A 25,908-nucleotide genomic window follows, 5' to 3' on the forward strand; every position below is an offset into this window, starting at 1 on the left:
GCGTTCCTTCCCGCTGAACTCGCGGACCGGCTTTCAGCCGGTCTGCTTTTTTGTCGACCCGAGATCACGCTCCCAGCCGAACACGGAACGGCCGTCGAGATCGGGCGAGGCCGCACGCTCTCCGGCGATATAGGATTCGACGGATGGCCCATGCGCGGTGCGCTCCAGCCGCCGCGCCTGGTCGTCGAGGCGCTTGATGGCTTGCATCTCTTCCTCGCGCCCGAGCTTTGCGTTCTGAATCGCCCCCTTCAGCACGCGAATGGTTTCGTCATAGACCTTGAGTGGAACAGGGTAGGGATGCCGGTCCTTGCCGCCGTGGGCAAGCGAGAAGCGCGCGGGATCGTTGAAGCGGTAGGGCGCGCCGTGCACGACTTCGGCGACCATCGCCAGCGAACGAACGGTGCGAGCGCCAACGCCGGGAGTCAGCAGCAGCTCCGGAAAGTCGACCGGGCCGCGCTCGGCCGCAGCAGCGAGTGTGCCGTGCAGGCGGCGCGCAAACACGTCCTTCGGCCGCACGTCGTGATGCCCGGGCATGATCAGGTGCGGCAGCGTCGCCTGTGCGGGCGCGGGCGCAGTTCCGGTGAGCCGCTCGAATTCGGAAAGGATAAGATCCGGGCCGAGATCGCTCAGAAGCTCGAGCTGCGCGGTGCGCGAGATCTCGGCGCGATGGTCGGTGAGGTTGACGATCTCGCCTTGCCGCGGCCCGTCGATCGCGCTGTGCGGTGCGTCGACAAAACTCTTCAGCGCCTCGGAATGCCAGTGATAGCGGCGGGCCTGCCGCTTGTCGCCGTTCATGCCTTGCTGCACCACGGTCCATTTGGCGTCGGCGGTGACGAAGAAGCCGTGCAGGTAAAGGTCAAAGCCGTCCTGGACCGCGGCGCTGTCAACCTTCGCCACGAGGCGACTCGCACGCGTGAGCTTTGCGCCGTCGAAGCCGATTCGGTCGCCGAGCTGCATCAGCTCGTCCGGGGTCTTGCGCGAGTGCTGGCCACGCCCGCCGCAGACGTAGATTCCGAGCTCGTCCTGGAGCGGTCCCAGCCCGCGCTTCAGCGCGCCAATCACCGACGTCGTGATGCCGGAGGAGTGCCAATCCATCCCCATGACGGCGCCGAACGACTGGAACCAGAACGGGTGCGAGAGCCGCTGGAGAAATGCATCGCGTCCGTAGTGATGCACGATCGCCTGTGTGACGATCGCGCCGAGCGACGACATGCGGGTCGCCAGCCAGGGTGGAACCCGGCCGGTGTGAAGGGGAAGATCGGCGCTGCCGGTCCGTCGAGTCATGATTGACCACAAATAGCGCAGTTCGGCGATGATTGCACCAGAGGGATGCTGCATTGCACCGAGCGGGGGAGCGAACGACGCTGCAACGCGTTGAACGCAAGCGCGGATGCAATGCGGGGACATTAATGGATTGGCAGACCCTTTTGGCCGACATCGACAGGATGTTCGGGTGGATCCCGTCGTGGTTCGTCGGCCTCACTCTAGTCTTGGGCGCGATCCTGATCGCCCTGTCGATCTATCGCCTCTCGGATTGGCTGTTCAACCGCGCCTTCGGAACCCGCCTCCCGCTCGTGAGCGTGTTCATCGCCCGCACCGCGGGCCCAACTCAGCTGGCCCTCAGTCTTGCCGCCGTAGCGTTGGTGCTGCCGCTCGCGCCGCTGGACGACGCCTTCCGCACGCCGCTGACGCGCCTGTTCGTCGTCGCCTTCATTGCGCTGATCGGCTGGATCTCGATCCGGATCGTGGATATGAGCGCGGCACGGTATCTCCAGAACTTTCGCGACGTCACCGAGAATTTTGTCGCGCGCAAGCACGTCACCCAGGTCCGCGTCTTCAAGCGCGTCACCGATATCATCATCGTCATCATCACGGTGTCGACCGCGCTGATGACATTCGACTCGGTCAGGCAATACGGCGTCAGCCTGTTCGCCTCCGCCGGTGCCGCCGGTATCATCGTTGGTCTTGCCGCCCGGCCGCTGCTGAGCAATCTGATCGCGGGCATGCAGATCGCAATCACCCAGCCGATCCGCATTGAGGATGCCGTGATCATCGAGAACGAGTGGGGCTGGGTCGAGGACATCGCCGCGACCTATGTGGTGATCCGGCTGTGGGACTGGCGCCGTATGGTGGTGCCGCTGTCTTATTTCATCGAAAAGCCATTCCAGAACTGGACCCGCGACACTGCGTCCCTGATCGGCGTGATTGCGTTTCATGTCGATTATCGTGCCGACGTGCCGCGGATCCGGCGCTGGCTGGAAGAAGCAGTGAAGGAGTCCAAGCTCTGGGACGGCGAGGTGGTCAATCTCCAGGTCGTTGACGCGGATGCTCGCACCATCGAGCTCCGCGCCCTCGTCAGCGCCAGGAACGCGCCGCAGTCCTGGGACCTGCGCTGCGAGATGAGGGAGAAGCTCATCGCCTTCATCCGGGACGAGATGCCGGAAGCGCTGCCGCGCGAGCGCGCGATCCTGATCCCGTCGGGAGGAGGCGACGATGACGCCGATTTCGTGCGGCGTCCCGCGCCGCCGGAGAAGATGCGGGCGAGCGCACGCAATTGACCTACTTGCGCGTGGCCTTCGTGGCGCCGCGCAAGCCTGCCTGGCGCCGGATCGTGTCCAGCGCGCTGGTCCTCATGCGAAGCACCTCACTGCGCGCGGATGTCGGCGGCCTTCAGCACCGGCTCCCATTTGGTCGCCTCGGCATGCATGTAGGCGCCGAAATCCCTCGACGATGAGCCGACCGGGGCCGCGCCGATCTTGCCGAGCGTCGACAGTACGTTTGGGTCCTGCAGCGCCGCCTTCAGATCGCTTTCGAGCTTCGTGACGATCTCCGGCGGCATTTTTGCGGGACCAAGAACGCCCCACCAGACGGAGACGTCGTAACCCGGCACGCCCGACTCGGCGACGGTCGGAACATTGGGCAGCGCCTTGGAGCGTTCGGCCGAGGTCACCGCGAGCGCGCGCACCGCGCCGCCTTCGATCTGGCTGATGGCTTCCGCAAGTGGATTGATGCTGAGCGGAATGTCGCCGGCGATCACGGCGGTCAGCGCGGGGGCGCCGCCCTTGTAGGGGATCGCGACGATCTTGGTGCCGGACATGTATTTCAACAGCTCACCCGCGAGGTGCGCCGAGGTGCCGTTGCCGGACATGCCGTAGGAGAGCTTATCCGGCTCCTTCTTCGCCGCGATGAGGAGATCACTGAGCGTCTTATAGGGGCTGTCCTTGGCCACGACGATCGCGAGCGGGGAGGAGGCGACTTCGCTGATCGCGGTGAAATCCTTGAACGTGTCATAGGGCACCCTCGGATAGATGAACTGGTTGAGTGGATGGCCGCTCGCGACGAGGATCAGCGTGTAGCCGTCGGGCGCGGCCTGCGTCAGCGCTTGGGACGCGACGATTCCGCCGGCGCCGGGACGATTGTCGATCACCGGCTGCTGGCCCCAAGTCCCGGCCAGCGCCTGAGCCAAGGTGCGCGCGAGCACGTCGACGGCGCCGCCGGCCGCATAAGGCACCAGGATGTGGACCGGCTTGCTCGGATATTTGTCGGCCTGTGCGGCGGTCCCCGCGAGCAGCAGACCGGCGCCCACCATCAGACCGCTGATGGTCTTGTTGAAACCCAGCATTTCCCAGCACTCCTTTGCACCCAGCGGCGGTCTCTCGGCCTTTCCGGGTGTCATCCATGGTTTTTGTTGACGAGACCTGATCTTTTGTACGATAGTACAAATCACATGATCCGCAACCCCGCCAGCAAGGAAACGGCCCGCAAGCCGAACATGCGCGAGGCGATCCTCGCCGCGGCCGAGGAGCTGTTCGCCACCAACGGCTTCAACGCCGTGTCGGTGCGCGATATCGCACAGGCCGCCGGCGCCAATCCCGGCAGCGTCACCTATCATTTCAAGACCAAGGACGGCCTACTGCTGGAGATCTACCGGCGCCATTGCGGGCCAATGAATTTGCGCCGTTCCGAGCTGCTCGCGGCCGCCAAGCGCGTGCGCGATCTCCAGGACCGGCTCGAAGCGGTGGTGCGGGCCTATGTCGTGCCGGCCTTCACCTCGGGCAGTGATCTTGCCGGGGGCGGGGCGCGGTTCACGCGGCTGCGCGCGGTGATGTCCGCGGAGGGCAATGAAGTCGCGCGAAAGATCATCGCACAGACTTTTGACGACACCAGCCACGCCTTCATCGATGCTGTTCACGAAAGCCTGCCGCACGTTCCGCGCACCGATATCGTCTGGCGCAGCCACTTCCTGCTTGGCGCACTCTATTATTCGCTGGTGACGCCGGATCGCGTCTCGCGCCTGTCGCGCGGCGAGGCCGACGGCAGCGATGCCGCAAGTGCCATCGAGCAATTGGTGCAAGCCACCGTGGCCGCGTTCCAGGCGCCGGCGCTGGATCAGGCGCCAGCACGGCGACGGCCGGTCGTCAGCAGCAAGACTTGAAGACACGATCTGGTTCGGCGGTTTATCTGATGGCAATGATGTACACGCCGACCATTCCGCCGCCCGATCCGGACACGCGCACGCCGAAGTTCAGACTGCCGAACCTGTCTTGCGATGCGCATTGCCACATCTTCGGGCCCGGCGCGAAATACCCTTACGCGCCGGAGCGTTCCTACACGCCGCCGGATGCGCCGCTCGAGGATTTCCGCGCGCTGCATGCCAAGCTCGGCGTTGGACGTGCCGTCATCGTCAATGCGAGTGTGCATGGCACCGACAACACGGTGGCGCTTGACGCCATCGCGCAGAGCAACGGGGCCTATCGCGCGGTTGCCAATATCGACGACACCATCACCGAGCGCGAGCTTCGCGTGCTGCATGAGGGCGGCTTCCGCGGCTGCCGCTTCAATTTCGTCCGCCATCTCGGCGGGGTCCCGGACAAGCAGGTGTTCGACCGCATCGTCGCGCTGGTCGCACCGCTCGGCTGGCATATTGATCTGCATTTCGATGCGATCGACCTGCCTGAACATGCCGACACGCTGATAAGGCTGCCGCTGAGCTACACCATCGACCATATGGGACGGGTGAAGGCCTCCGAAGGGCTCGACCAGCTGCCGTTCAAGATCCTGGTCGAGCTGATGCAGCGCGACGAGAAATGCTGGGTCAAGATCTGCGGCTCGGAGCGGGTGTCATCGGCCGGTCCGCCGTTCACCGACGCCGTGCCGTTCGCGCGAAAAATTGTCGAGACGGCGCCCGACCGCGTCATCTGGGGCACCGATTGGCCGCATCCCAATGTCAAGGCGATGCCGAACGACGGCGATCTCGTCGACCTGATCCCGCTGTTCGCGCCGGAGCCGGAGTATCAGCAGAAGATCCTCGTCGATAATCCAGCGCGGCTGTTCGAGTTCGGCCAATGACGGCGCTAGCGATCGACAAGCCGCGCGGCCGCGCCTGGTGGAAGGAGCTCTGGATCCAGGTGCTCATCGCCATGGCGGCCGGAATCGCGCTTGGGATCGTCAATCCCGAGGGGGGCGCCAGGATGCAGCCGCTTGGCGACGCCTTCATCAAGGCGATCCGGATGCTGATCGCGCCGATCATCTTCTGCACGGTCGTCCATGGCATCGCGCATATGGCCGATATGGCCCGTGTCGGGCGCGTCGCCGTCAAGGCGATCGTCTATTTCGAGATCATGACCACGATCGCGCTGATCATCGGTCTCATTGCGGTGAACTTGCTCAAGCCCGGCGTCGGCATGAACATCGATCCCGCCAGCATCAATGCCAGCGCGATCGAGCCCTATGTCAAGCAGTCGGGCGTGATCGGCTTTGTGCCGTTCCTGATAAACATTGTGCCCGCGACGTTCGTCGGCGCCTTTGCCGAGGGCAACATCCTCCAGGTGCTCTTCATCGCCGTACTGTGCGGATTTGCGCTGGTGCAGCTCGGCGAGCGCGCCGCGCCGCTGGTCCATCTCATCGACATCGCCGCCAAGATGGTATTCACCATCGTCGGATTCGTGATGTGGGCTGCGCCGATCGGCGCCTTCGGCGCCATCGCCTTCACGGTCGGCAAGTTCGGCGTCGGCTCGCTGGCCTCGCTGGGCAAGCTCCTCGGCGGCTTTTATCTCACCTGCGTGATCTTCATCATCGTGGCGCTCGGCCCGGTCGCGCGTCTGTGTGGCTTCTCGCTGCTCAAGCTGATCCGTTACATCTGGGAAGAGCTCTTGATCTGCATCGCCACGACATCGTCCGAGACGGTGCTGCCGCGGATGCTAACCAAGCTGGAGCAGGCCGGCTGCGAGCGCAGCGTCGTTGGGCTGGTGATCCCGACCGGCTATTCCTTCAATCTCGACGGCACCTGCCTCTACCTTGCCGCCGCCTCGGTGTTCCTGGCACAGGCGACCAACACGCCGTTTGGGCTCGCCGAGCAGATCGAGCTGCTTCTGATCCTGCTCGTGACCTCCAAGGGCGCGGCGGGAATCGCGGGCGCCGCCTTCGTCGTGCTGGCGGCAACCTTGTCCGCCACCGGCAGCATTCCGGTGACGAGCGTGGCGCTCGTGCTCGGCATCCACCGCCTCATGTCGCAGGGGCTGACGCCAACCAATCTGATCGGGAACGCGGTCGCGACCATCGCGATTGCCAAATGGGAAGGCGCACTCGATGGCGACCGCCTGAAGCGCGTGCTCGACGGCGAGGAATCCGCTGTCGCGACTCGATGAACCGATGACGTTGACGAACGATAGAGGGGAGTTTGTCCCATGAAAACAGGTCTCGTGATCACGGCCCATCCGGGCGATTTCGTCTGGCGTGCCGGCGGTGCCATCGCGCTGCATGCGAAGAAGGGCTATCGCATGAAGATCGTCTGCTTGTCCTTCGGCGAGCGCGGCGAGAGCCAGTTCGCCTGGAAGGAGAAGGGCGCCACGCTGGAATCGGTCAAGGCCGGTCGCAAGGACGAGGCGGAGCGGGCGGCCAAGCTGCTCGGCGCCGAGATCGAGTTCTTCGACTGCGGCGACTATCCGCTGAAGCTCGCCGAGGCGCATTTCGACCGCATGGTCGACGTCTACCGCGAGCTCAATCCGAGCTTCGTGCTGACGCATGCGCTGGAGGATCCCTATAATTTCGACCATCCGAACGCGGCGCATTTCGCGCAGGAAACCCGCGTGGTCGCGCAGGCGATGGGCCACAAGCCCGGCGCGCAGTACAAATATTCGGCCCCGCCGGTGTTTTTGTTCGAGCCGCACCAGCCGGAGCAATGCAACTACAAGCCGGACCTGCTCCTCAAGATCGACGAGGTCTGGAAGGAGAAGTACGAGTCGTTCCAGATCCTCGCCGCGCAAAAACATCTCTGGGGCTATTACGAACGTGTCGCACTCAATCGCGGCATCCAGGGCAGCCGTAACACCGGTGTGCCGATGACGTATGGCGAGGCCTATCAGCGGCTGTTTCCGACGGTTGCGGAGGAGTTGGCATGAAGCCGGTCGTCGTTCGCAACATCAAGCGTGCCGATCCCGCTGGGATGGCGGAGTACGGCGTCTCGACTGTGCACGAGGCCTATGATCGGCTCGGACTGATGAAGCCGTATCTGCGGCCGGTCTGGGCCGGCGATCGCCGGCCCCGCCGTCACCGTGCTGGCGCAGCCCGGCGACAACTGGATGATTCATGTCGCGGTCGAGCAGTGCACGAAGGGCGACATCCTCGTCGTGGGCTGCACCACCGACAACACCGACGGCATGTTCGGCGAGCTGCTCGCAACCTCGCTGCAGGCGCGCGGCGTGCAGGGATTGATCATCGATGCCGGCTGCCGCGACGTCAGGGCACTGCACGAGATGAACTTTCCGGTGTGGTCGCGCGCGGTCTCGGCCAAGGGCACGGTGAAGGCGACGCTCGGCTCGGTCAATGTCCCCGTGGTCTGCGCCGGCGTCAACCTCGATCCCGGCGACATCATCGTGGCCGATGACGACGGCGTCGTGGCGGTGCCGAAGCGCTACGCGGCCGAGGTCGCCGAGAAGGCGAGGAAGCGCAACGCGGACGAAGGCGGCAAACGCAAGCGGCTGGCTTCGGGCGAGCTGGGCCTCGACATGTACAGCATGCGCGAGGCCTTGGCGAAGGCCGGGCTCGTCTATGTCGACAATCCCGAGGACGTCTAAAACAATCAGCGGAGTGGGCCGATGGATCGTCTCAAGCTGAAGGCCGTGCTCGGCAGTCACCCCCATGTCCAGGCGGTGAAGAGCGGCGAGCTCCGCTCCAACCGCTTCGACCTCGACTTCATCGATTACACGCCGACCAACACTGCGTTCAAACCGATGGTGCGCGAGCAAGCCTTCGACGTCTGCGAGATGGCGATCGTCACCTATCTGATGGCGAAGGCGCATGGCAAGCCCTTGGTGCTGCTGCCTGCCACAATGCTCGGCCGCTTTCAGCATTCCTACGCGCTCTATAGTTCTGCGCAGGGAACTCTCGGGCCGTCCGATCTCGAAGGCAAGCGCGTCGGCATCCGTTCGTTCACGACCACGACCGGCGCCTGGATCAGGGGCATCCTCGCCAACGACTACGGCGTCAACCTCGACAAGATCCGCTGGGTCACGTTCGAAGACCCGCATGTCGCCGAATATGTCGACACCACCGAGCGCGCGCCGAAGCACAAGAAGATCCTTCAGATGCTGCTCGACGGCGAGCTCGACGTCGTCCTTGGTGAGGCCTCGAACGATCCCAAGCTGAGGCCGCTGTTCCCCGACCTGGCCGCGGAAGCCGCCATATGGTACGCGCGCCGCGGCGTCGTGCCGGTCAACCATCTCGTGGTCGTGACCGAGCAGCTAGCGAAATCGCGTCCTGACGTAGTTTCGGGCATTTATGATCTCCTCAAGCAAAATAAGGCGCAGGCGGGGCCTGCGGCAACGCCGGACCTGGTTCCGTTCGGAATCGAAGCGAACAGAAGGTCGCTGGAGTTGATCGTCGACTACGCGTTCCAGCAGGCGCTGATCCCGCGCCGCTATGCGGTTGAGGACCTGTTCGACGCAACAACGCGAGGACTGAACTGATGGCGGGCGATCCCAAGCGATGGCAGGTCGGGCTGGTCGGTTATGGCGAGGTCGGCAGGATTCTGGCCGAGGATTTGCGCCAGCAGGACATCAAGGTCACAGCCTTTGACATCAAGCTCGCGGGCGAGCAGGGTGGTTCGCTGCACGAGCATGCTGAAAAATTCGGTGTGGGGCTCGCAGCCTCGCACGCCGAGCTGACCGCCAAGTCCGATTTCATCATCTCCGCGGTCACCGCGAGCCAGGCCGTGCCGGTGGCAAAGGCCTGCGCGGCCGCGATCAATCAGGGCACCTGGTTCCTGGATTTCAATTCGGCGTCTCCCGCCGCCAAGCAGCGCGCTGCCGCGCTGATTGATGGCGCCGCCGGACGTTATGTCGAGGGCGCGGTTATGACGTCGGTGCCGCCTTATCGCATCAAGGTGCCGCTGCTGCTCGGCGGTCCCGGGGCCAGGGAGCTGGAGCCGCTTTTGAACGGGATGGGTTTTGCGGCCAAGGTTGCGGGCGACAAGCTCGGGGTTTCATCGGCGGTGAAGATGTGTCGCAGCATCATGATCAAGGGCCTGGAGGCCATGGTGATCGAAAGCTTCACTACCGCGCGCGCCTATGGCGTCGAGGATGCGGTACTGGCTTCGCTGGCGGAAACCTTTCCCATGATCGATTGGGAGAAGCAAGGTGCTTATTGCTTCCAGCGTGTGATCGAGCATGGCCGCCGCCGCGCCGAGGAAGTACGCGAGGTCGCCGAGACCGTGCGTGAAGCGGGGCTGACGCCGTGGTCCGCGCAGGGCACCGCCGAGCGGCAGGCCTGGGTGGCGGACCTCGCCGACGAGGGCCTGTTCGGAACGAAGGGTACCAAGGAGTTCGCCCGCAACGCTGACTGGCGCACCGAGGCGGACCGAATCCTGGCGAAGATCAATCGCGAGAAATAGGGCGGCTCCTGCTCAGGACTTCGCCGTGCGAGAGCCAGTGAGTTCGTCGCGGGTGCGTTCGATCAGCGCCATCAGGTCTTCGGCCTTGCGGGCCAGCCGATCGTTCGCGACTTGGGTCCGGTATTCCGCGCGGATCACCCGAATGCACTTGTCGGCGGTGTCGAGCGTCAGGAGCATGCGCGTCAAGTCATCTTGGGTCCGGATGCTCGCCAGATCGAGGTTTGACAGGACATGCCCGATGCCGTCGAGCCGTATTATAGCGGCATCGCCGGGCGTTCTCGCTCGAATGGCGCGATGGTCGATGCTGCTGAATGCGCTGAACATGTCGATGCTTCCCCGTTGAATGCAGACTTCAGTGCAGGTTCTGCTTTGAACGGCACCGCGGGACTGGCAATACGCTCAGCTATCGGCAATCAGCGCGGATCGACTATCCGGTATTCTACCGGATTCGGAATATGAGAGCGATCGACGGTAACATCTAACGGAAATAACGCGGCAATTCGCCCCGCTTCAATGCAGATATGCGTCCAGAGCGGCTCAGGAGCCGGGGCGGAACACAGTGGGCCGTTGCCGCGCAAAAGTCTGCCGGCCGCTCTTGAAGCCCATTACGACATCCGGCAGCTCGGCGACGGCGAAGCGGCTGTCTTGCGTATCGAGCACGATGAGATCGGCGGGGTTTCCGACCTTGATGCCGTAATCCCCAAGGTTCATCAGCCGCGCCGGCAGCTCGGTCACGAGATCAAGGCAGGTATCGAAGTCGTTCACCGAGGCATGCGCGACGTTGGCGTAGAAATTCGCCATTCGCAGCAGTGAGGCATCGCCGAACGGCGTGAAGGGATTGAGCACGTTGTTGGTCGCGATCGAGCACAGCACGCCGTCGGCGGCGAGCTTGTGGGCGAGCGTCAGCCCGCGTGGCGCGTTGTGGGTCGCTTCGCGCCCCATCAGGTACAGATCCGTTGCCGGCAGCACGGTGACGGCAACGCCAGCCTTGGCCAGCTGCGCGGTGGCGGCCCTCAGCCGCTCCGGTGGCAGTACGGAGAGTTTCGTGGCGTGGCCGATTGCCACGCGCCCCCCATAGTTGCGCCGCTCGGTCTGCCGGCAGACCTCGTCGAGGTGCCACCAGGAGGGATCGAGATCGAAATCGAGATGGAGATCGACGTCCAGGTCGAACGCCTCGGCGAGGTCGAAGATGCGTGCGAGATGGGCGTTCGGGTCGGTGTCCGTGTAGGGGCAGCCGCCGATCACCTCCCCACCATCGCGCAGCGCCTGGATCAGAAGCTCCTCGCTGCCGGGATCGTTGGTGAGGCCTTCCTGCGGAAAGACACAGAGCGACAGGTCGATCGCCCAGGCATAGTCACGCTTCAGCGCCTTCACCGCCTCGAAGCCGCGCAATCCGATGCGGGGATCGATCTCGACGTGGGTTCGCATGCGCGTGGTGCCGTGGACGATGGCACGTTCGAGTACCCGGGCGCCGCGCGCGTAGACGTCCTCGACCGAGAAACCCTTCTTCATCTCGGAGAGGGCGCGGATCGCTTCGGAGACGCTGCCGTGATCATGCCCGCAGCGGCCGAGCAGGCAGGCCTTGTCGAGATGGATGTGGCTGTCGACGAAGCCGGGCAGGGCGAGGCGTCCGCCGACATCGACTTCGGCGGCCTCGCAAGCGAGCGTCGGTTCGATGGCGGTGATCCGGCCGCGCGTGACGCCGATGTCCATCGGGTCGGCGGCACCACGCAGCAAGGCGTTGCGAAAGATGAGGTCAAAGGCGGATTGGGCGGTCATGGCTCTTGCGGAAGGAATTTAGTGCATTCGGCCGCGTTTGGCGGCTCCAGATTGTCGGCAGTGTAGCGACGGAAATGTTCAAAATATATGCACGTATTCCCCGAGAGCGGCGCTAGTATTCGCAAGCCCTGGAGAATGAGCCATGTCCGCTGCCGCAAAAGCCGAAGCCGGCCCGTCGTCCGACGCCGAGATCGTGGAAGCCTATCTCACGGCGTCGATGATCCCCGATCCGGACGCCGCGGCTGCCTATATGGCGCCGGGCACGGTGATCACCTTTACCGGTGGGCGCGAGTTCGATCATCCGCGCGGCCCGACCGCTTTCAACGCCAAGCGCTACCGCTGGGTCAAGAAGAAGATGGACCGTTTCGACGTCTGCCCCGGCGACGGCGAGACCGTGGTCTATAGCGTCGGCACGCTCTACGGCGAATGGATGGATGGGTCCGCGTTCGAGGGCAACCGCTATGTCGACCGCTTCGTGGTGCGGAATGGCCAGATCACCAAGATGGACGTCTGGAACGACAGCGCCGAGCGGATCCTGGTCCAGCGCGGCATCGACGCGTAAGCGCCATCCTGGCGCTTGAGCGCCCCGACTCCAGGGGGACAAAAGGCCGGTCCACCCTATCGCAAGCCGCGATAGCTGATAGGTGCAAGCTCGTCTGGCGGCTGCCGCGCGCCTGCGCTATCAACGGCGCGATTGCTGCGCCCGGCATGGGGGCGCAAGCCTCCTCAAGGAGTTCCCGATGCGTTTACCCACCGTTGTCCTGGCCCTCACATGCCTTGCAACTGCCGCCTCCGCCGAAGACCTGTCGGGTACGCTTCAGAAGGTCAAAGAGACCAAGAAAATCACGCTGGGCTACCAGGAGGCCTCGGTCCCGTTCAGTTATCTCGACGGCAACCAGAAGCCGGTCGGCTTTGCCATGGATATCTGCCTCAGGATCGTGGATGCCGTGAAGAAGCAGCTCGGTATACCCGACATCGCCGTCGACACCCTCGCCGTGACATCGTCGAACCGGATTCCGCTGATGGTCAACGGGACGCTCGACCTGCATTGCTCGGCGACCACCAACAATGCCGATCGCCAGAAGCAGGTCGCCTTCACCAACACGCACTTCCTCAGCGCCACGCGATTTGCGGCCAAGAAAGCCGCAAAGATCAACACCATCGACGATCTCAAGGGCAAAGCGGTGACGGCGGTGGCCGGCTCGGTCAACCTGACGCAGCTCGCCAAGGTTAACACCGAGCGCAATCTCGGCATCAATGTGATGCCGGCCAAGGACCAGGCCGAAGCTTTCCTGCTGCTGGAAACCGATCGCGCCCAAGCCTACGCGCTCGACGACGTGCAGCTCGCGGTCGCGATCGCGCGCTCGAAAGAACCACAGCTCTTCATGATTAGCGAGGAGACCTTCTCGAAGCCGGAGCCTTACGGGATCATGCTACGGCGGGAGGACGCGCCGTTCAAGGCGCTCGCCGACCGCGCGACTGCAGAGCTGTACGCGAGCCCGGAGATCGAGGCCCTCTACAAGAAGTGGCTGGAATCGCCGACGCCGCCGAACGGCCTCAATTACAACGTCCCGATGTCGGGCGCCTTGCGCAACGCCTTCAAGAAGCCGAGCTCAAGCTTCGATCCCGATGTGTACGTGGTGAATTGAGTGAGGGCGCCACGGCGCTGGTTGTAATCGGGCTGCGTGTCATCCTGCCCTCGCTCCTTGCGGGAGAGGGCAGCTCCGCTGGTTGATGCAGCTCACTGGGGTGAGGGGTTTGTCTCCGCGGAAGCAGACCCCTCATCCGGCGCTTCGCGCCACCTTCTGCCGCAAGGGGAGAAGGAAAGAGAGCGAGCCGCACGGGCGGAATGCTTGCGACGCTAGGCGTTCGAATATTTCTTCAGCTCGAACCGCGCGATCTGGTTCCTGTGGACTTCGTCCGGGCCGTCGGCGAGACGCAGCAAACGCGCGGTCGCATAGGCCTGGGTCAATCCAAAGTCGTTCGACGTGCCGCCGCCGCCATGGGCCTGGATCGCCCAGTCGATGATCTGGCAGGCCATGTTGGGCACGGCGACCTTGATCATCGCGATCTCCGCTGTCGCCACCTTGTTGCCGACGGTGTCCATCGCGTATGCGGCGTTGAGCGTCAGCAGCCGGGCCTGCTCGATCATGATGCGGGCCTCTGCGATGCGCTCCTGCGTCACCGTCTGCTCGGAAACCGGCTTGCCAAAGGCGACGCGGCTGCGCACCCTCCGGCACATCTTCTCCAGCGTGCGTTCGGAAAGCCCGATCAGCCGCATGCAATGGTGGATGCGGCCGGGGCCGAGGCGGCCCTGCGCGATCTCGAAACCGCGGCCTTCGCCCAGCAGCATGTTCTCCTTGGGGACACGCACGTTGGTGAAGACGACCTCGGAGGCACGGTCGGGCACGCCGTAGAAGCCGAACACGGGCAGGGCACGCTTGACCTCGACGCCCGCTGTGTCCATCGGCACCAGGATCATGGATTGCTGCTTGTGGCGGTCCGCATTGTCGGGATCGGTCTTGCCCATGAAGATGCAGATCTTGCAGCGCGGGTCGGTCGCGTTGGTGGTATACCATTTGCGGCCGTTGATGACGTAATGGTCGCCCTCGCGAACGATCGAGCTTTCGATGTTGGTCGCATCGGATGAGGCGACGGCAGGCTCGGTCATGGCGAAGCAGGAGCGGATTTCGCCTGCGAGGAGCGGCTTCAGCCAGCGCTCCTTGTCCTCCTTCGTGCCATAGCGCTCCAGCACCTCCATGTTGCCCGTGTCGGGCGCCGAACAGTTGAAGACTTCGGGTGCGAGATGCGAGCGGCCCATGACCTCGCAGAGCGGGGCATATTCGAGATTGGTCAAGCCGGCACCGTGGCTGGAGTCCGGCAGGAACAGATTCCAGAGGCCTTCGGCACGTGCCAGCGGCTTCAGCTCCTCGACGACCGGATAGACCTTCCAAGGCCCCAGCTCCTCCGCCTCGCGATAAAAGCGTTCCTCGTTCGGATAGATGTGCCGGTCCATGAAACTGTCGAGCCTGCGCTTGAGCTCGACGACTTTGGGCGACATCGGGTAGAGCATCTTTGTCTCCTTGGTCGATGGACAGGCCGGGCGCAATCGGCTCAGGCGACGCGATACCCTTTAAATTTCTCGCGCAACGCTGATTTGAGCACCTTGCCGGTGCCGGTCATCGGGAACTCGTCCATGAACTCAACGGCGTCGGGCATCCACCAGCTCGCGATCTTCGGGCGCATGTGCTCGAGCAGCGTCTTGCCGTCGACGGTCGCGCCCTTCTTGCGGACGACGAGGAGCAGAGGCCGCTCCTGCCATTTCTCATGATTGATCGCGACCACGGCGGCTTGCAGCACATCAGGGTGAGACAGGGCGACGTCCTCGAGCTGGATCGAGGAGATCCATTCGCCGCCGGACTTGATGACGTCCTTGGAGCGATCGGTCAGCGTGACGTGGCCCTGGGGGTCGATCACGGCCATGTCTCCGGTGATCAGCCAGCCGTCGCGGTCCAGGCCTTCTTCGAGTTTCATGTAGCCGGACGCAACCCACGGTCCCCGCGCGCGCAGATGGCCGACGCTCTTGCCGTCGCGCGGCAGCTCGTTGCCGCCGTCATCGACGATGCGCAAGGCGGTGCCGAAACAGGCGCGGCCGGACACCTGGCGGCGGTCGAACTTCTCCTTGTCCTCAAGATGCTCGGAGCCCGGCCGCAAGCCCGGCATCGAGCAGCCCAAGGCTTCGGTCATGCCCCAGGCCTGGACGTAGTCGATGTCATACTCGCGCTTGAGCCTCTCGACCATCGCGCGCGGGGGTGCCGAGCCCGACGACAATGTTGCACGAAGTGTCGAGAACCTGTTGCCGGTCCGCCCGAGCCAGTCGAGCAGGATCAGCCAGAAGCTCGGCACGCCCGCGGACAGCGTCACCTTCTCGCCTTCGAGCAGCTCGTAGAGCTTGTCGGGCTCGTAATTGCGGCCGGGCAGCACCAGCTTCGAGCCGGTATAGGGCGCGGTGAACGGCATGTTCCAGCCGTTGCCGTGGAACAGCGGCGCCATCGGCATCATCACCTCGCGCACGCCTTCCAGGTGCCCGGGCAGGAAGTCGAAATTGCAGGAGACCATGGTCTGCAGGATCGCGGCGCGATGCGAATAGATCACGCCCTTGGGATTGCCTGTCGTGCCCGAGGTGTAGCAGATCGTGGATGCCGATTTTTCGTCGAATTCCGGCCAGGCGAAGCCGGTGTCGTGCTCGTTCTCCAGCAGGTCCTCGTAGCAATGAACGTTGGCAAGCTTGGTCTCCGGCATTCGCTCGCGCGAGCACATCACGACATAGGCTTCGATCGATCTCAGCTGCGGCGCGATCGTCTCCACGATCGGCAGCGTGGCGCGGTCGATGAACAGCAGGCGGTCCTCGGCATGATTGACGATGTAGACGAGTTGTTCGGGAAACAGCCGCGGGTTGATGGTGTGCAGCACATATCCCATGCCCGGCGCGGCGTAGAACATCTCGAAATGCCGGTGCGTATTCCAGGCCAGCGTGCCGACGCGGTCACCGGACATCATGCCGAGCCTCTTGAGCGCCAACGCCATGCGCTTGATGCGCGGGTGGGCGTCGGCATAGGTGTAGCGATGGATGTCGCCTTCGATCTCGCGCGCGACGACCTCAGCCTCGCCGTGATAGTCGGCGGCATACTGGATCAGGCCGCTGATCAGGAGCGGCATGTCCATCATCAATCCCTGCATCGTCTCCTCCGGACCGCCATGTCGTTGCATGACGTACGCTTGTGATGTGCGCTTGAGGTTAGCGGAACGCCACTCCACGTTCACGCAAAAAGCGAGAGACGCGATTGCATGCGTCACTTTTTCAGGGCTAAGTGATGCTAGCTGCCGGCGAAGCAGTGTCCGCCGGGGGAGGAAACGGATGTCAGCGCAAAGACACAAGACCGGCGCAGCCGGCGAATCTACAATCGACATTGCCGCACTCCGAGCGCGCTATCGCGACGAGCGCGATCGTCGCCTGCGCGCCGAAGGCAAGGCGCAATATGTCGAGGTGACCGGCGAGTTCGGACGCTATCTCGACGATCCCTGGGCCAATTCCAGATTTGCGCGCGAGGCTGTCAGCGAACAGACCGAGGTGCTCATCGTCGGCGGCGGCTTCGGCGGCCTTCTGTGCGGCGCGCGACTGCGCGAAGCTGGCATCGATGATTTCCGGGTCGTGGAAAAGGCAGCCGATTTCGGCGGCACCTGGTACTGGAATCGCTACCCTGGCGCGGCCTGCGATACCGAGAGCTACATCTACCTGCCGTTGCTGGAAGAGACCGGCTACATGCCGGTGCGCAAATATGCGCGAGCCCCCGAGATCTACGAGCATTCGCGCCGCATCGGCCGTCATTTCGGCCTCTATGAGCGCGCGCTGTTTCAGACCGTCATCACCCACATGGAATGGCGGGAGCAGGAGGCACGCTGGCTGGTCGAGACAGATCGCGGTGATTGCATCCGCGCGCGCTTCGTCATCCTTGCTGGCGGCCCGCTGAGCCGTCCGAAGCTGCCGGGCATTCCCGGTATCGAAAGCTTCAAGGGACACAGCTTCCACACCAGCCGCTGGGATTACGCCTACACCGGCGGCACGGCCGAAGGTGATCTTAGTGGTCTTGGCGACAAACGCGTCGGTATCATCGGCACCGGGGCCACCGCCGTGCAATGTGTGCCGCATCTCGGCCGCTCGGCCAAGGAGCTCTACGTCTTCCAGCGTACGCCGTCGGCGATCGGCGTGCGCGACGACCGCCCGACGGATCAGAGCTGGGCGCAGGGGCTCAGGCCCGGCTGGCAGCGCGAACGCATGGACAATTTCACCGCCGTGATCTCGGGCGAGCCATTCGAACAGGATCTGGTGCAGGACGGCTGGACCGGCCTGCTCGGCGAGATCCTGCTGGCGCCGCGCCGCCAGCCGCAGCCGGTGACTTCGATCGAGGAGGCGCTCAAGGTCATCGAGCAGGCCGATTATCGCAAGATGGAAGAGATCCGAGCGCGCGTCGATGCGATCGTCAAGGATGAGGCGACGGCTTCGGCGTTGAAACCCTGGTACAAGGCATTCTGCAAACGGCCGTGTTTCCACGACGAATATCTCGACACCTTCAATCGTCCCAACGTGCATCTCGTCGACACCAGGGGACAGGGCGTCGAGCGCATCACCGAGAACGCGGTCGTGGTCGACGGCAGGGCTTATGAGCTCGACTGCCTGATCTATGCCAGCGGCTTCGAGGTCGGCACCGACTACGCCCGCCGCATGGGCTTTGAGGTCTACGGCCGTGACGGCGTGAGCCTGTCGGCGCGCTGGCGCGATGGCGTCAAGACGCTGCACGGCTTCTACAGTCGCGGCTTCCCGAATTGCTTCCTGATCGTCATGGTGCAGGCCGGCCAGAGCGCCAACTTCCCGCACATCATCGACGAGCAGTCGCAGCACATCGCCTATGTGATAGCCGAGGCGCGCAAGCGCAAAGCCCGGACGCTGGAGCCGACGCTCGATGCCGAGAACGCCTGGGTCGAGGAGGTGGTCAAAGCTGCGCTCGGCCGCCAGACCTATCTCGCCGAATGCACGCCCGGCTATTACAACAATGAAGGCGTGTTCGATCCGATCGCGGCGAGAAACAGCCAGTATTGGCGCGGGCCGGTGGCATTCCTGCGGCTGCTGGACAAGTGGCGCCAGGAGGGCAATTTGGATGGACTGGAACTGTCGTATGATCACGCCATGGAGTCGGCGCCTTCGTCCGGGTAAGCTCGGGCATTGGATCACCCAGGGAGAGGACGTCGGACATGATCAGGGGCAGAACTGTAGCTGCGGCGGTTTTTGGGGCGATGACGCTGCTCGGCTGCCTGGCGCCCGCCGCCCACGCCGCGCAATGCGGCAGTTCGTCGGCCGGCTTCGAGGCCTGGAAGCGCGAGTTCAGCGCGGAGGCGCAGGGCAAGGGCGTCGGCCAGACTGCGCTCTCGGCGCTGATGCAGACCAATTACGCCAGTGCCACCATCGCGGCCGACCGTGGCCAGCGCAGCTTCTCGCTGACGCTCGACCAGTTCCTCGCCAAGCGCGGCGCCACCACCATCGTTGCCAAGGGTCGCCAGCTCAAGCAGTCGCAAGCCGCCTTGTTCACCTCGATCCAGCAGCGCTATGGCGTCCCGCCGGGGCCGCTGATCGCGATCTGGGGCATGGAGACCGGGTTCGGCAGCCAGCGCGGCAACCAGAATATGCTCTCTTCGATCGCGACGCTCGCCTATGACTGCCGCCGTCCCGAATTCTTCACTGAGCAGCTCTATGCGGCGCTGAAGCTGATCGATCGCGGCACGCTGTCGGGGGCAACCCGCGGCTCGATGCACGGCGAAGTCGGTCAGACCCAGTTCATGCCCAAGAACATCCTGGCCTACGGCACCGGCAATCTCGAAGTTGCCGCCAATGCGCTGAACTCGACGGCGAATTTCCTCAAGGCCCATGGCTGGCGTGCAGGAGCGGGTTACCAGCCGGGCGAGCCGAATTTCGCTGCCATCGAAGCCTGGAATGCCGCCGGCGTTTATCAGAAAGCGATCGCCCTGATGGGACGGCAGATCGACGAGGGCGGAGGTACGGCCGCCTCGCGCTGACCAGAGCCGCGTTTCGAAGGGGCTCAAGCTTCTTGGTTTTGCCGCGTTTGCTTTATGCGAACCGGCATCCACTTCGCTTGAGAACGCTCCTGCTCAGCAAGGCGTGATGCGCCGGCAAGAGAAAGTTGTTGCCAACTGGAACCGACGGCACGAGGTTTGCTTTGATCGAACAGGGCTGGGCATGAGGAGACTCAACATGGCAACCCAGATCGTGATGGACCAGACTGGCGACACGCGCCACGAGTTTGATCCTGGCAATGCCGAAGCGCTGGCGCGAGCCGAGCGGCGCTTTCGGGAGCTGACCGGAGCGGGCTTCACCGCCGCGCTGCGAACCGGACCTGGCGAAGTCACCCGGATCCGATCGTTTGACCCGACCGCGCAGGAAACGCTGTTCTATCCCCGCCTGGTTGGCGGTTGATCTGAGCTGCTCATGATCGCGGCAGTTTGGCTCCGTGGGCCGGCGCGTGCGCGTCTGCATGCGCTCCGCGAACTCTATCGGCGCTTTTTCGGCGAGAACACGCCGGATGCTCGCGGTCGCCGGCTCCTGGCCGAATGGCTGTCACCGGCGCAGCGCGCCCAATTCGAGCAGCACCGGTATTTCGATGTCGTCGGCGGCGATACCGGCAAGACCTATCGCATCCATTATGGCACCGCCGCCAACGTCCATGAGATCGACGAGGCCGGAAATGCGACGATGGGGTGGTGCTTCGTCCCGTCAGGCTTTCTCGTTCCCGGCGACGTGATGCTCGCACAGAAGATCGCGCTCGAAACCGACGAAAGGGGAGCTCTCGCGCTCGCCAACAGGTTTCCGCCAGCGACGCATTCGGAGCACTTCTACCGGCGGCCGTTCTAGGGCGTGGGCTATCAGTAATGGGTGGAGCGATAGGCATCCACCGCGTGCGCTGCAAAGACGCCGACGCTGCAAAGCGCGAGCAAGGCCGAGATCAGCTCGATCATAGTTCGTCCTCTTGCGGCGGCAGGGCGACGAGGTGCTGACAGCAGGAATAATCCCAGATCAGGTTGAGGAAGAATTGCATGGTGGCCGTCCCTGTATGCTTTTGACAACGAGATAACCGACCATCTGTTTCAGGCGTGTTTCGTCGCATCTGGAAACGGGTTTCTTGGGGAACCCCGGGCTGGTTTGTGCGCTGCGGAGCCGCTACATCCCGCTCTTGCTCAATCCCATTAGCCGCGAGGCGGCGCATCACATTGCGAGGCGAAATCATGGCGCAGGTCGAGTGGTTCGACGATCTCACCATTGGAATGCAGTTCAAATCCCCCGAAGTTCACGTCACCGAGGCCGACATCAAGCGGTTCGCGGCCGAGTTCGATCCGCAGCCGATGCATCTCGACCACGAAGCCGCCAAGCAGACCCTGTTCAGGGGTCTCGCTGCCTCGGGATGGCACACCGCCGCGATTGCCATGAGCCTCGCGATCCAGACCCGTCCGTTCGGCCCGCATCCGCTGATCGGTGCCGGCGTCGACGGGCTGCGCTGGACCATCCCGGTGCGGCCCGGCGACCGCCTGCATCTGGTCGGGGAGGTCATGAGCCTGACGCCATCGAAGTCGAAGCCGCAGGGCATCGCACTGGTGAAATGGACGATGTTCAATCAGAACGGCGAGGAGGTTTACACCTTCACCCCGATCGCGATCGTGCCGCGGCGAACCGCCTGAAGCCCTTGCGGGTCACCGGCAGAGGTGGTCATCTCAGTCCGGGGAACACGCTGGAGGCTGACATGAAACGATATCTTCTCGCCGCCGGGCTCCTGGCAGGCGCCTTGAGCGCAGTCGCTTTGACCGCAAGACCGGTGCAGGCGCAACAATCCAAGGTCGGCGACTGGACCATCGAAAAGCGTATGCAGGACGCGCATTGCAATGCGAGCCGCGGCTACAAGGACAAGGAAGACGAGAACCGGGACTACGTCATCGTCATCACCTATTCCGAGAAGGCGATCGTGATCGTGATGATCTATGACGGTTGGGAGTGGGACAAGGTCGGCGAGATCCTCCGGGCCGATGTCGGCACCGACGACGCCGATATCATGAAGAAGGCGAAGTGGGAGGTCATGGACAAAACTACCGTGCGCGGCATCTTCGAATACGAGCAGTCCATGATGGACCGGCTGTCCAAGGCCAAGCGTCTCTCGCTCGATTTCGAGGACGATGACGACGACAGCATCGAGATGCAGGTGCCGCGTGCCGGTGAAGCGCTGGCGGCATTGAAATTCTGCGAGGAGAATCGCAAGTAAACTGCCGGAGCCGAATGCGAGGCCGGCGGGATCGGTGGCGACAGGGTTCTGCGGTGCGCGCGCTGCCTGACGCATCGCACGCGTGACTCATCGCACACAGTCCGCGCGCTGTTCGCATTTATCCTAGTCTTTGGCGAAAACGTCCAAGCCGCATCCTGCGGTTGACGTTACGCAAGGACGATGTTCGATATTCCAGCATTTCGTTGCAACGTTTTCTCCCCGTCGAAGGCGGCCATTGAACGGCCCGTCTCCTTCGCCAGTCCCCGGATCGCGATCTTTCTCGCACGCCCGAGCCATACGCAGATTGCGTCGTCCGGCCGATGACAATCCTCCACGCAAATCGATTCTCGTCCCTTGTCGGCGAGATCTACGACGCCGCGGTCGATCCCGCACTGCGCAGCGGGGTGCTGGAACAGGTTTCGCATTTCGTCGGCGGATGTGCCGCGACCATCCTGTCCAGGGACAGAGCCAGGCTCTCGATCGAGATCCACGAGCATTTTGGCACCGAATCCCGCTTCCGCCAGCTTTATCGCGACCGATATGTGGAGCTGGACCCTCTACTCGATCGCCATTTTACGCTCGCGGCGGAGCAGACGATCGGCGTAGCCGACATCATGCCTCAGGCGGATTTTCTGGCAACGAGCTTCTATCGCGAGTGGGTGGAACCGCAAGGAGCGATAGACCTTGCAACCGTTGCCCTCGAGAAGTCGGACACGCGCACCACAATCCTGCAGGTGTTGCGCCACCGGTCGCGCGGAATGGTTGACGAGCCGATGCGTGAGCGCATGCGGCTGCTGGCTCCGCACCTTCAGCGCTCCAGGATCATGGGCCGACAGATCAGGGCACGCTCGCATACCGTGGACGACCTTGCCGAGGTCTTGGATGGGCTGAGCACGGCGATCTGCCTGCTCGACGCAGATGGCCGCGTCGTGCATGCCAACGCAGCATGCCGCGGGCTGTTCGCCGATGCCAGCCTGCTCGCAATGGTCGGCGACCGGATCGTGGCCCGCAACACCCAGACTGATAAAATATTCCGCGGCCTGTGCGAAATCGATTCAGGCAGCGAAACTCGTTCCGCTGCCCGCCGCCAGATCGAGCTTGCGACATCAGTTGATGGACAGCACTATCTGCTCCACGCCTTTCCCTTGAAGCGCTGTCGCACTCCATCGCGAGATGCTGCAGCCACGGTGCTGTTCGTTCAGAAGGCATCGGCGGCGACATGGCTCGCGGCTGATGCGATTGCGGCGGCCTTCAGGCTGACACCGTCCGAACTGCGCGTTTTAATGGCCATCATCGAGATTGGCGGTGTTCCCGACATTGCGGCAAAGCTCGGCATCGCCGAAACGACGGTGAAGACGCATCTCGGTCGCCTGTTCGAGAAGACCGGCACCGGCAGGCAGGCCGACTTGGTCAAGATCGCCACCGGCTTTGCCGTTCCATTCGCGCATCGAACGAATGGCGGTGACGACGCCGTGTGATCCATTTCACAAGGCTCGCCGATACGTGCCGCGATCTCAATGCATTGTGATGAGCCGAGCTCCCATGTCCTCCGAATGCAGGACGCGAGTCATTTGATACTTTCGTATATCGCGATCCAGAAAAGTGAAGAGCAGCAAGCGCCACGAAGAGATGCGACGACGGCGTCAAACGCGAGTGTGAGGAAACGACAGCGCACGGCCGGACCTGCTCGTCGGTTGGAGGATTGCAGTGAGCCAGTTTGATTTTTCTATTATTAATGTTTCGACGAACGAAATTCCCGAAAACGAGCGTATCCCGCTGCTTCGCGATTTCTACTGCCGCGGGGTGTTGAAGGCGGAGGTCGAGGCGAGAGAAGGAAAGCCGGCTACGGCGAGCTTCACGTCCCACGTCTTGCCGGAAGCCCAACTGCTGATCGGAGGATTGTGCGGAGCGCGCGTCAGTCGCACCAAACACCTGGTTGCCGATGGCGACGACAGCCTGGCCCTGATCGTGAATCGATCTGGCGTACTTGGAATATCCGAGCGGGGACACGATCTGAGCCTTCGTGCAGGGGAGGCGGTCCTGACCAGCGCGGAGGACGTCACGACGTTCGAGCGATTGTCGCTGGGTAGCTGCTTCTCCCTACGCGTGCCGAGACGCGTGCTGGCGCCGATGATCGTGGATGTCGATGACGCCGTAATGCGTGTCATGCCGGAGAGCTCGACAGGACTTCGATTGCTGGTCAACTATGCGGAGACACTGGTGCGGGAGAAGGCGTTCGCGACGCCAAATTTGCGCCAGCTCGGGGTCGGGCATCTGCACGATCTTCTGGCAATCGTTCTCGGTGCCACCAACGAGCCCCGGGAGCTGGCTGGGCGGCGCGGCGTGAAGGCGGCACGGCTGCAGAAGGCCAAAGTCTCCATCGCCAACAATTGCTGGCGGCAGGACCTGTCGGTGGCCACAGTCGCCCAGGAGCTCGGCGTGACGCCGCGTTATCTCCAGCGCCTGTTCGAGGCCGACGGCAAGACGTTCTCGTCCTTCGTGATCGAACAACGCGTCAAGCGCGCCCATCGCATGTTGCGGGAACCCGGATACGCCGAGCGGACGGTCAGCTCGATCGCCTACGATGTCGGCTTCGGCGATCTCTCCTATTTTAACCGCTGCTTCCGTCGAACTTATGGCGCCACGCCCAGTGACGTCAGGAGCGGCGAAATGTCGTGACCGCGCACGACTGAGTTTCAAGTCAAATGCCGCTTGGAGACGGCAGGGGCGGGCGTGCGCCGCCCCCAGTTGGAGTGTTGCATGCGCCGTTTTTTCTTTGATCTTATGATCGGCAATATCGTGAAGATCGATCCGGGCGGCATGGTGTTCGAATGCCCCGAAGCGACATTCGTGGTGGCCAACGAGATGGCAAGCCACCTGTTCGTCTGGCGCGACGATTTGCGCGACCGCGATGCCTGCATCCGGGTCAGAAACGCCGACGGGCGCGAGATCTATCGCGCCGCGGTCTGGTCGGAGAATGTGGAGAAGGTCGGCTGGGACGAGATGTGAGCATCCCGGTGCGGTATCGCGACTCTGCATCAGTAGCAGCCGAAACGAATATCCGCTCGTTGCCGGCCGACGCCTCATCCGATCGGAGGATGCCGCATGCTGTGGTTGTGGTATGCTTGGTGATATTGATCACCCAGGCCATTTATAGCCATGCACGGACCACGGAACTGCCCGACCTGGTCGAGGCCATCTACGATGCCGGGCTCGATCCCTCGCTGTGGAATAACGTCGTCACCGGCATCCGCGACTTCGTCGGCGGCCAGGCCTGCGGGCTGTTTTCCAAGGACTCGATCAGCAAATTCGGCGTCACGCACTATTATTGCGGGGCGGACCCGCACTACATCCGGCTCTATTCCGAGACGCATTCGAAGTTCGATCCGCTGACGGTCCTGCCGCCGCATGGCCAGATCGTCAGCATCCCGGATCTCGTCAATTTCGATGAATATCGGCGAGGACGCTTTTACCAGGAATGGATGCGGCCGCAGGGTTGCAGCGATGCGGCTAACGTCGTGCTCGAGAATTCGAATGCGAGCTGCCCCGTGATGATGACGGTGCTGTCGGGCCGCCGGATGGTGGATCCGGTGATGAAGCAGCGCCTCTCGCTGATCTTGCCGCACGCCAGCCGAGCGTTGCTGATCAACCGCGCCATGACCTCGCAACTGACGCTGGCGACGGCGTTGGCGGAGGTCCTGGACAATTTGGCCTGTGGCATCTTCCTGCTCGATGGCTTCTGCCGGGTGGTGCACGCGAATTCCGCAGGGCACGCCTTGCTTTCGGCCGACGATCTGGTTCGGTCCGTTGCCGGGCAATTGGTGACCAGCAGTGCGGAGGCCAATCAGACGCTGCGGGAAGCGTTCGCGACCCGCCATGAAATTGCGCTGCTTGCCGCGAAGGGGCACGCGTTTTCGCTGCTTTCGCCTTCGGGCGAGCGCTACGTCGCGCACATCCTGCCGCTGTCGTCCGTCCTGCGGGACGGCAGCGAGCGGGTGGTCGATGCCGTCGGTGCGCTGCTGCTGCGTAAGGTATCGCTCGGCGGACAGTCCTACGGCGAATTGATCGCGCGGACCTTCGACCTTACACCGGCCGAGTTGCGCGTGTTCCTGTCGATCGTCGAGGTTGGCGGCATCCCGGAGACGGCGGTCGCGCTCGGTATCGCAGAAACGACGGCGAAGACGCATCTGCATCGCGTGTTCGCCAAGACGGGCGTTTCGCGTCAGGCCGATCTCGTTAAGCTCGCGGCAGGGTTCTCCAATCCGCTTGTGAACTAGACTGTTGAATTTTGCCTTCACGATTGAACCTTTCGCTCCCGCGAAAGACTCACGGAAGCCGCCAGGCATGAAGAACACTTCGCCA

The 25,908-nt window shown here is 63.4% G+C and carries 25 protein-coding genes and 1 pseudogene; 20 read left to right on the forward strand and 6 right to left on the reverse strand.

The window, feature by feature from the left end; genetic code table 11:
- Positions 1-33: 33 nt before the first annotated feature.
- Complete coding sequence (locus IVB42_RS37675; RefSeq protein WP_247398274.1) at positions 34-1,284, reverse strand: DUF763 domain-containing protein; 1,251 nt, start codon at positions 1,282-1,284, stop codon at positions 34-36.
- A 125-nt stretch (positions 1,285-1,409) separates the two neighbouring features.
- On the opposite strand from IVB42_RS37675, the gene IVB42_RS37680 reads away from it, so the two are divergent.
- Positions 1,410-2,558 (forward strand): mechanosensitive ion channel domain-containing protein, encoded by a 1,149-nt coding sequence (locus IVB42_RS37680; protein ID WP_247398272.1) that lies wholly within the window; start codon positions 1,410-1,412, stop codon positions 2,556-2,558.
- A gap of 86 nt (positions 2,559-2,644) precedes the next feature.
- Here the strand turns inward: IVB42_RS37680 and IVB42_RS37685 are convergent, their stop codons facing one another.
- Entirely contained in the window at positions 2,645-3,622 is a 978-nt protein-coding gene (locus IVB42_RS37685) for a tripartite tricarboxylate transporter substrate binding protein (protein ID WP_085353040.1), read from the reverse strand.
- Between the two features lie 105 nt (positions 3,623-3,727).
- Between IVB42_RS37685 and IVB42_RS37690 the strand changes: the two genes are divergently transcribed.
- The 7 genes and pseudogenes from IVB42_RS37690 (at position 3,728) to IVB42_RS37720 (ending at position 9,889) form a co-directional block, all read left to right on the forward strand.
- Positions 3,728-4,435 (forward strand): TetR family transcriptional regulator, encoded by a 708-nt coding sequence (locus IVB42_RS37690; RefSeq protein ID WP_085385611.1) that lies wholly within the window; start codon positions 3,728-3,730, stop codon positions 4,433-4,435.
- Between the two features lie 29 nt (positions 4,436-4,464).
- The gene (locus tag IVB42_RS37695) at positions 4,465-5,349 is read left to right on the forward strand and encodes an amidohydrolase family protein (protein ID WP_018459299.1); all 885 of its coding nucleotides are present in this window, start codon (positions 4,465-4,467) and stop codon (positions 5,347-5,349) included.
- The gene (gene dctA / locus IVB42_RS37700; protein WP_247398270.1) at positions 5,346-6,647 is read left to right on the forward strand and encodes a C4-dicarboxylate transporter DctA; all 1,302 of its coding nucleotides are present in this window, start codon (positions 5,346-5,348) and stop codon (positions 6,645-6,647) included. The genes IVB42_RS37695 and dctA overlap by 4 nt, the downstream gene beginning before the upstream one ends.
- A 39-nt stretch (positions 6,648-6,686) precedes the next feature.
- Positions 6,687-7,400, forward strand: coding sequence for a PIG-L deacetylase family protein (locus IVB42_RS37705; RefSeq protein WP_204510920.1), 714 nt, complete (start codon positions 6,687-6,689; stop codon positions 7,398-7,400).
- Positions 7,397-8,075, forward strand: a pseudogene (locus IVB42_RS37710) (4-carboxy-4-hydroxy-2-oxoadipate aldolase/oxaloacetate decarboxylase). The gene IVB42_RS37705 and the pseudogene IVB42_RS37710 overlap by 4 nt, the downstream one beginning before the upstream one ends.
- Before the next feature lie 21 nt (positions 8,076-8,096).
- Positions 8,097-8,966 (forward strand): hypothetical protein, encoded by an 870-nt coding sequence (locus IVB42_RS37715; RefSeq protein WP_247398267.1) that lies wholly within the window; start codon positions 8,097-8,099, stop codon positions 8,964-8,966.
- Positions 8,966-9,889 (forward strand): NAD(P)-dependent oxidoreductase, encoded by a 924-nt coding sequence (locus IVB42_RS37720; RefSeq protein ID WP_247297593.1) that lies wholly within the window; start codon positions 8,966-8,968, stop codon positions 9,887-9,889. Before IVB42_RS37715 ends, IVB42_RS37720 begins: the two co-directional genes overlap by 1 nt.
- 12 nt (positions 9,890-9,901) lie before the next feature.
- Here IVB42_RS37720 and IVB42_RS37725 read toward each other — a convergent pair whose 3' ends face one another.
- Together IVB42_RS37725 and IVB42_RS37730 are read right to left on the reverse strand one after the other, a co-directional pair.
- Positions 9,902-10,213: a hypothetical protein gene (locus tag IVB42_RS37725; protein WP_247398264.1), complete on the reverse strand. Its 312-nt coding sequence runs from the start codon at positions 10,211-10,213 to the stop codon at positions 9,902-9,904.
- Positions 10,214-10,426: 213 nt separating this feature from the next.
- On the reverse strand, positions 10,427-11,668 hold the full coding sequence (locus IVB42_RS37730; RefSeq protein WP_247398261.1) for an amidohydrolase family protein: 1,242 nt from the start codon (positions 11,666-11,668) through the stop codon (positions 10,427-10,429).
- A 142-nt stretch (positions 11,669-11,810) separates the two neighbouring features.
- Between IVB42_RS37730 and IVB42_RS37735 the strand changes: the two genes are divergently transcribed.
- Both IVB42_RS37735 and IVB42_RS37740 read left to right on the forward strand, forming a co-directional pair.
- Entirely contained in the window at positions 11,811-12,230 is a 420-nt protein-coding gene (locus IVB42_RS37735; RefSeq protein WP_018459291.1) for a nuclear transport factor 2 family protein, read from the forward strand.
- Between the two features lie 178 nt (positions 12,231-12,408).
- Positions 12,409-13,317 carry an amino acid ABC transporter substrate-binding protein gene (locus IVB42_RS37740; protein ID WP_247398259.1) on the forward strand — a complete coding sequence of 303 codons (909 nt, stop codon included), beginning with the start codon at positions 12,409-12,411 and terminating at the stop codon, positions 13,315-13,317.
- Positions 13,318-13,529: 212 nt separating this feature from the next.
- Here IVB42_RS37740 and IVB42_RS37745 read toward each other — a convergent pair whose 3' ends face one another.
- Together IVB42_RS37745 and IVB42_RS37750 are read right to left on the reverse strand one after the other, a co-directional pair.
- A complete protein-coding gene (locus IVB42_RS37745; protein WP_085353044.1) occupies positions 13,530-14,741 on the reverse strand; it encodes an acyl-CoA dehydrogenase family protein in 1,212 nt (403 codons plus the stop codon).
- Positions 14,742-14,782: 41 nt separating this feature from the next.
- Positions 14,783-16,408: a long-chain fatty acid--CoA ligase gene (locus IVB42_RS37750; RefSeq protein WP_247398256.1), complete on the reverse strand. Its 1,626-nt coding sequence runs from the start codon at positions 16,406-16,408 to the stop codon at positions 14,783-14,785.
- 178 nt (positions 16,409-16,586) lie between these two features.
- Here IVB42_RS37750 and IVB42_RS37755 point away from each other — a divergent pair, with 178 nt between their 5' ends.
- From IVB42_RS37755 to IVB42_RS37800, 10 genes are all read left to right on the forward strand, one after another.
- A complete protein-coding gene (locus tag IVB42_RS37755) occupies positions 16,587-18,440 on the forward strand; it encodes an NAD(P)/FAD-dependent oxidoreductase (protein WP_247398252.1) in 1,854 nt (617 codons plus the stop codon).
- A 38-nt stretch (positions 18,441-18,478) separates the two neighbouring features.
- Positions 18,479-19,297: a lytic murein transglycosylase gene (locus IVB42_RS37760; protein ID WP_085352771.1), complete on the forward strand. Its 819-nt coding sequence runs from the start codon at positions 18,479-18,481 to the stop codon at positions 19,295-19,297.
- Between the two features lie 196 nt (positions 19,298-19,493).
- Positions 19,494-19,715, forward strand: a complete 222-nt coding sequence (locus IVB42_RS37765; RefSeq protein ID WP_007592399.1) for a hypothetical protein — start codon at positions 19,494-19,496, stop codon at positions 19,713-19,715.
- Between the two features lie 12 nt (positions 19,716-19,727).
- Entirely contained in the window at positions 19,728-20,150 is a 423-nt protein-coding gene (locus IVB42_RS37770; protein ID WP_018459285.1) for a hypothetical protein, read from the forward strand.
- 371 nt (positions 20,151-20,521) lie between these two features.
- Positions 20,522-20,971: a MaoC family dehydratase gene (locus tag IVB42_RS37775; RefSeq protein ID WP_018459282.1), complete on the forward strand. Its 450-nt coding sequence runs from the start codon at positions 20,522-20,524 to the stop codon at positions 20,969-20,971.
- Positions 20,972-21,033: 62 nt separating this feature from the next.
- Positions 21,034-21,546, forward strand: coding sequence for a hypothetical protein (locus IVB42_RS37780; protein WP_018459281.1), 513 nt, complete (start codon positions 21,034-21,036; stop codon positions 21,544-21,546).
- A gap of 320 nt (positions 21,547-21,866) precedes the next feature.
- On the forward strand, positions 21,867-23,024 hold the full coding sequence (locus IVB42_RS37785) for a LuxR C-terminal-related transcriptional regulator (protein ID WP_085352775.1): 1,158 nt from the start codon (positions 21,867-21,869) through the stop codon (positions 23,022-23,024).
- Positions 23,025-23,253: 229 nt separating this feature from the next.
- Positions 23,254-24,225: an AraC family transcriptional regulator gene (locus IVB42_RS37790; protein WP_018459279.1), complete on the forward strand. Its 972-nt coding sequence runs from the start codon at positions 23,254-23,256 to the stop codon at positions 24,223-24,225.
- Positions 24,226-24,306: 81 nt separating this feature from the next.
- Positions 24,307-24,555, forward strand: a complete 249-nt coding sequence (locus IVB42_RS37795) for a hypothetical protein (protein ID WP_247455834.1) — start codon at positions 24,307-24,309, stop codon at positions 24,553-24,555.
- A 119-nt stretch (positions 24,556-24,674) separates the two neighbouring features.
- The gene (locus tag IVB42_RS37800) at positions 24,675-25,823 is read left to right on the forward strand and encodes a helix-turn-helix transcriptional regulator (RefSeq protein ID WP_247398246.1); all 1,149 of its coding nucleotides are present in this window, start codon (positions 24,675-24,677) and stop codon (positions 25,821-25,823) included.
- The last annotated feature ends 85 nt before the right edge of the window (positions 25,824-25,908 follow it).

The sequence above is a fragment of the Bradyrhizobium sp. 45 genome, from assembly GCF_023073155.1.
GTDB classification, from domain to species: domain Bacteria; phylum Pseudomonadota; class Alphaproteobacteria; order Rhizobiales; family Xanthobacteraceae; genus Bradyrhizobium; species Bradyrhizobium canariense_D.